The organism is Pseudomonas sp., from assembly GCF_048269965.1.
Taxonomy (GTDB): domain Bacteria; phylum Pseudomonadota; class Gammaproteobacteria; order Pseudomonadales; family Pseudomonadaceae; genus Aquipseudomonas.
The window spans coordinates 1-5593 of sequence record NZ_JBLWTV010000051.1; the positions used below are offsets into that span (position 1 = coordinate 1).

Annotated in this window: 5 protein-coding genes and 1 pseudogene; 3 read left to right on the plus strand and 3 right to left on the minus strand. The window is 65.3% G+C overall.

Annotation, left to right across the window (positions count from 1 at the left end; translation table 11 throughout):
- Both ACN0X6_RS24875 and hemB read right to left on the minus strand, forming a co-directional pair.
- Positions 1-488: pseudogene (locus ACN0X6_RS24875) on the minus strand (RNA degradosome polyphosphate kinase); the annotation flags it as partial.
- A 19-nt stretch (positions 489-507) separates the two neighbouring features.
- Positions 508-1521 (minus strand): porphobilinogen synthase, encoded by a 1014-nt coding sequence (hemB, locus tag ACN0X6_RS24880; protein WP_417708011.1) that lies wholly within the window; start codon positions 1519-1521, stop codon positions 508-510.
- A 303-nt stretch (positions 1522-1824) separates the two neighbouring features.
- Here hemB and elbB point away from each other — a divergent pair, with 303 nt between their 5' ends.
- The 3 genes from elbB to ACN0X6_RS24895 all read left to right on the plus strand — a co-directional run bounded on the left by elbB (position 1825) and on the right by ACN0X6_RS24895 (position 5350).
- Positions 1825-2490, plus strand: coding sequence for an isoprenoid biosynthesis glyoxalase ElbB (gene elbB / locus ACN0X6_RS24885; RefSeq protein WP_044315177.1), 666 nt, complete (start codon positions 1825-1827; stop codon positions 2488-2490).
- 142 nt (positions 2491-2632) lie between these two features.
- The gene (locus tag ACN0X6_RS24890) at positions 2633-3100 is read left to right on the plus strand and encodes a thioesterase family protein (protein ID WP_014821737.1); all 468 of its coding nucleotides are present in this window, start codon (positions 2633-2635) and stop codon (positions 3098-3100) included.
- Between the two features lie 111 nt (positions 3101-3211).
- A complete protein-coding gene (locus ACN0X6_RS24895; protein WP_417708014.1) occupies positions 3212-5350 on the plus strand; it encodes a putative bifunctional diguanylate cyclase/phosphodiesterase in 2139 nt (712 codons plus the stop codon).
- Here ACN0X6_RS24895 and ACN0X6_RS24900 read toward each other — a convergent pair.
- Positions 5325-5593: DUF188 domain-containing protein (locus tag ACN0X6_RS24900; protein ID WP_417708016.1), on the minus strand; the 269-nt coding region annotated here is incomplete at its 5' end. The genes ACN0X6_RS24895 and ACN0X6_RS24900 overlap by 26 nt on opposite strands.

Genomic DNA, 5593 nt, shown 5'->3' on the forward strand with positions numbered 1-5593 from the left:
CAGTGCCTGCGGCGAATGAGGCGGATCTGATGCTCGGCCAGCGCTGGCAGAAGCCCGTCGTTGAGGATCGCGTACTGGCGGTCGACCTGTTCGTGGACCAGCTCGGAGATGCGCGCCAGCGCCTGATGCGGCTGCAGGCCGTCGGCGCCCGCCTGTTCGCGGGCGAAGGTGACGCGCTTCTTCAGTCCGGCGACGCGAATCTCGAAGAACTCATCGAGGTTGCTGGAGAAGATCAGCAGGAACTTCAGCCGCTCCAGCAGCGGATAGGACTCATCAAGCGCCTGCTCGAGCACGCGGACGTTGAACTGAAGCTGCGAAAGCTCGCGATGGATGTACAGCGCACTGTCGTCCAGGTTGGTCACCAGCGCGACCGGCGTCTCCTCGACGACTTCCAGTGGCGCAGACACCACCTCGGGCAACGTCTGTTCCAGCACCTCGCCGACCACGGCGTCCTGCAGATCCTTTTCGCTGAGTCCCTGGTTGATCATCGCTTTGCCTCGAAAGGGCTCACTGGCCCCGTTTTAATTGTTGTGCCGCCTGTTTGGCGAAGTAAGTCAGGATGCCATCGGCCCCGGCACGCTTGAAGCCGACCAAAGACTCAAGGATGACGGCCTCGCTCAGCCAGCCATTCTGGATGGCGGCCATGTGCATGGCGTACTCGCCGCTGACCTGATAGACGAAGGTCGGCGCCTTGAAGGCATCTTTGACCCGCCAGACGATATCCAGGTAGGGCAGACCGGGCTTGACCATCACCATGTCCGCGCCTTCGGCCAGGTCGGCGCCCACTTCGTGCAGCGCCTCGTCACCGTTGGCCGGGTCCATCTGATAGGTATTCTTGTTGCTCTTGCCGAGGTTGGCGGCAGAGCCCACCGCATCTCGGAACGGGCCGTAGTAGGCGCTGGCGTATTTCGCCGAGTAGGCCATGATGCGCACGTTGTGGTGTTCGGCCACTTCCAGCGCCTCGCGAATCGCCTGGATACGACCATCCATCATGTCCGACGGCGCGATCACCTGAGCGCCGGCTTCGGCGTGGGACAGCGCCTGGCGGACCAGCGCGTCGACAGTGACATCGTTCTGCACGTATCCGCTGTCGTCGAGAATGCCGTCCTGGCCGTGCGTGGTGAATGGATCGAGGGCTACGTCGGTGATGATCCCCAGCTCAGGGAAACGCGCGCGCAAGGCGCGCGTGGCGCGCTGGGCGATGCCCTCCGGGTTCCAGGCTTCGGCCGCATCGAGGGACTTCTTCTCCAGCGGTGTCACCGGAAACAGCGCCAGCGCCGGAATGCCCAGCGCCACCAGCTCTTCGGCCTCCTCGAGCAGCAGGTCGATGGACAGGCGCTCCACTCCCGGCATCGACGGCACCGGCTCGCGGCGGTTCTCGCCGTCGAGCACGAACACCGGCAGGATCAGGTCATCGACGGTCAGCACATTTTCGCGCACCAGACGGCGGGAAAAATCGTCACGACGATTGCGACGCAGACGAGTAGCGGGGAACAGCCGGCTGGCAGGAACGAAACTCACGACGGACTCCTGGCCCGCAGAACGGGCGAATATGACGTTTATAGGCCCGACACATGACGAAATGATGACAACGCCAGGCCGTCGAGCCTCCGAAACCGAGCCCATTGTCGCCAGCCATGCCGGCGACTGCCAGTGCTTTGATCAGGCGCAAACTGCCGCGCCAGACCTGCGGCAATGAACACCGGCGCATCGCGCGAATCCAACGGAACGTGTGGGGCTTACCTGGAACCGTCCCAGGTATTAGCATCGAACGCATCCGCCGTGCCCGACGCAGGGCCGCTGAACTTGACCAGGAGTACCACCATGAACAAGAAAGTCGCCGTGATCCTCTCCGGCTGTGGCGTCTACGACGGCTCGGAGATCTACGAAAGCGTCATCACCCTGCTGCGCCTGGACCAGCGTGGCGTCAAGGTGCAGTGCTTCGCACCGAACATCGCGCAGATGCACGTGATCAATCACCTGACCGGCGACGAGATGCCAGAGTCGCGCAACGTGCTGACCGAGTCCGCTCGCCTGGCCCGCGGCGAGATCAAGGATCTGCGCGAGGCGCGCGCCGAGGATTTCGACGCACTGATCATCCCTGGCGGTTTCGGCGCCGCGAAGAACCTCTCCAATTTCGCTACCGAAGGCGCCAGCAGCAAGGCACTGCCGGATGTGGTGGCGCTCGCGCAGGCCTTTGCCGAGGCACGCAAGCCGGTCGGGATGATGTGCATCGCGCCGACCATGGCCGCGCAGATCTTCGGCGCCGGCGTGGTCTGTACCCTTGGCAGTGACGAGGCCGATGCCGCCAAGGCGGTCGCGCAGATGGGCGCCGAGCATCAGGCGTGCGAAGTCAGCGACATCGTCGTGGACAAGCAGCATCGACTGGTCACCACACCGGCGTACATGTTGGCGCAATCCATCAGCGAAGCCGCTTCGGGCATCTACAAGCTGGTCGACCGGGTACTGGAAATGACCACCGAAGACTGATCCGAACGCCGCCGAATGATCCCGGGTCCGCCCGGGATTTTTTTGCGCGAAAGCCGCCAAAGCCGCGGCTGCTCGTGCCGCCACTCTGTTCAGCGCGAACATCCTCGGGCAGCTTGATCGCTCATCCACAGGAACGCCGACCATGAACCACGACGACGCCCTGCTCGCCGAGCAGGCCCAGGCGGTACGCCAGATGTTCGAACGCATCCCCTTCAACCAGGCGCTGGGCATCGAACTGGATGAGGTATCGACCTCCCAGGTCGTCATGCACCTGCCGATGAAGCCGGAGCTGGTCGGCAACTTCGTCCACGGCATCCTGCATGGCGGGGTCATCGCCTCGCTGCTGGACGTGGCCGGCGGGGCGATGGCAATGCTCGGCGCCTTCGACAAGCATCGCCATTTGACCACCCAGGAGCGCGCCGCACGGCTTTCCCGACTGGGAACCATCGATCTGCGCATCGACTACCTGCGCCCAGGCCGAGGCAGCCGCTTCAGTGCCAGCGCGATGCTGCTGCGCTCGGGCAACAAGGTCGCAGTGGTGCGTTCTGAGCTGCACAACGAACTGGGCACCCTGATCGCCGTGGGCACCGGCACTTATCTTTGCGGTTGATCAGCCGATAGGAGATTGGCGGCCAGGGTGACCTCTCGTACACTCTGCCGCAGATGGCTATACGCCACTATTCTCACGAGGCAGGACGCCCGACTGTTCGAGTGCCGCCGCGTGTCCAGACTTCTGTTTTCCGACCTTCCCGCCGACCAGATTGCCCTGCTCGGCCACAGTCACGACCCTCTGCTGGTCGTTCTCTCCTACCTCGTCGCCAGCGCGGCGGCGTTCACCGCACTGGCGCTGGCCAAGCGGGTCAGCCGCAGCGGCAGCCCGCGCGGCCGCGACTTGTGGCGTTGGGTCGGCGCGTTCGCTCTGGGTGGCGGCATCTGGTCGATGCACTTCATCGGCATGCTGGCCTTCAGCGCGCCACTGGACATCAGCTACGACCATCGCATCACCCTGCTTTCGCTGCTGATCGCCATGGCCGTGTCCTATGTGGTGATGCGTCTGCTCGGCCGCGATCGCCTCAGCGTGCCGCAGTACGCGCTGGCCGGCACGGCCGCCGGCATCGGCATCGCCGCCATGCACTACACCGGGATGGCGGCGATACGCTCGCTGGCCACGCTCTACTACGCACCGCTGGCCTTCGCTGCCTCTGTTCTGATCGCCATCGGCGCCTCGATCGCCGCGCTGGTGCTGGGATATCACTTCCGCGCCAGCCAGAGCCGGCACCAGCACTGGCAGCGCCTGCTCTGCAGCCTGTTGATGGGCGCGGCGATCGTTTCGATGCACTACACCGGCATGCATGCGCTGACCCTGGCAGTCCCCGCGCACATGCTGGAGCACACCGCCCCGTTCGGCAGTCATGGCGGCCAGCATGCCGTCCTCGCCTCGGCAATCGGTCTGGTCGCGCTGCTGGTGATCGTCACCGGCATCGCCGCCAGCTGGGCCGAGCAGCGCTTCAGCGAGCAACGCCAGGCACTCGACCAGGCCGAGCACCAGCTCAACGCGATGACCCATTACGACCCGCTGACCAACCTGTTCAACGGTCGCGCCTTCACCGAGATGGTCACCCAGGTCCTGGCCGCGCGCGAGGAACGTCAGGCGCTGGCCGTGCTGGTGGTGGATCTGGACAACTTCAAGCGCATCAACGACAGCCTCGGCCACCGCAGCGGCGACCTGGCATTGCAACAGGCGGCGCATCGAATCCGCGCGGTACTCGGTCAGCACGACATGCTGGCGCGCTTCTCCGGCGACGAGTTCTGCGTCTTGACCCTCGGCCAGTGGGAGCAGGCCCAGGCGCTGGCCAACCACATCCTCGAACAGCTGCGCCCGCCCTTCACCCTCGGCGACACCCAGCTGCGCCTGACCGCCAGCATCGGCATCAGCCAGTACCCCGAAGACGGCCTGAACTTCGATGCGCTGTTCCGCCACGCAGGCCTCGCGGTCGGCCAGTGCAAGGCCAGCGGCCGCAACCGCAGCCTGCGCTTCAACCCCGCGCTGGAACTGCGCGCCCAGGAGGATCTGTCGCTGGAACAGGACCTGCGCCGGGCACTGAACGAAAACCTCCTCAGCGTGAACTATCAGCCCATCGTCGATGGCCGCAGCGGCGAGCCGGTGAGCCTTGAGGCGCTGGTGCGCTGGCAGCATCCGCAGCAGGGTTTCATCAGCCCCGAGCGCTTCGTCGGACTGGCCGAGCAACACGGTTTCGTCGCCGAGCTGGACGCCTGGGTCGCGCGCCGCGCCTGTGCCGACCTGGTCGCCTTGCTCGATGAGGGCTACGACCTGCGGGTAGCGGTCAATTGCTCAGCGCTCAACCTGTCCAATCTGCAGATGCCGGAGGTCGTCGCGCGCATTCTCGAACGTACCGGTCTCGACCCGGCGCGGCTGACCGTGGAAGTCACCGAGAATGCGCTGATGAACAGCCTTGGCGCGGCGGTGCGCACCCTCGATGCCGTCCGTGAGCTCGGGGTGAAGGTGTCCATCGATGATTTCGGCAGCGGCTATTCCTCGCTGGCCTACCTGCGCAAGCTGCCGGTGGACACCCTCAAGGTCGACCGCGCCTTCGTTCAGGAAATCGCCGAGCAGGCCAATGACCGCGCCATCACCGCGGCGATCATCGCCATGGCGCATAAACTCGGTCTCAAGGTGGTGGCCGAAGGCGTCGAGGAGGAGGTACAGCTGGCCTACCTGCGCGAAAACGGCTGCGATTACATCCAGGGCTACTACTACAGCCGCCCGCTGCCATTGTCGGCACTGCGCGACTGGCTGGCCGCGCGGCGGCCGCTCACTGCGGGCGCGACAATCGCGTGAGCAGGCGATCCAGGGAATTGGCGAAGGCCTGGCGGTCGCGCTCGCTGTAGGCCCCCTGGCCGCCGCCCATCTGGCCCTGATCGCGTAGATCGGTGAACAGGTTGCGCACCGCCAGCCGCTCACCCATGTTGCGCTCGTCGAACTCGCGACCGCGCGGGTCGAGCGCCGCGACGCCCTTCTTCACCAGTCGATCGGCCAGCGGAACGTCGCTGCAGATCACCAGATCGCCGGGCTCGGCATGTT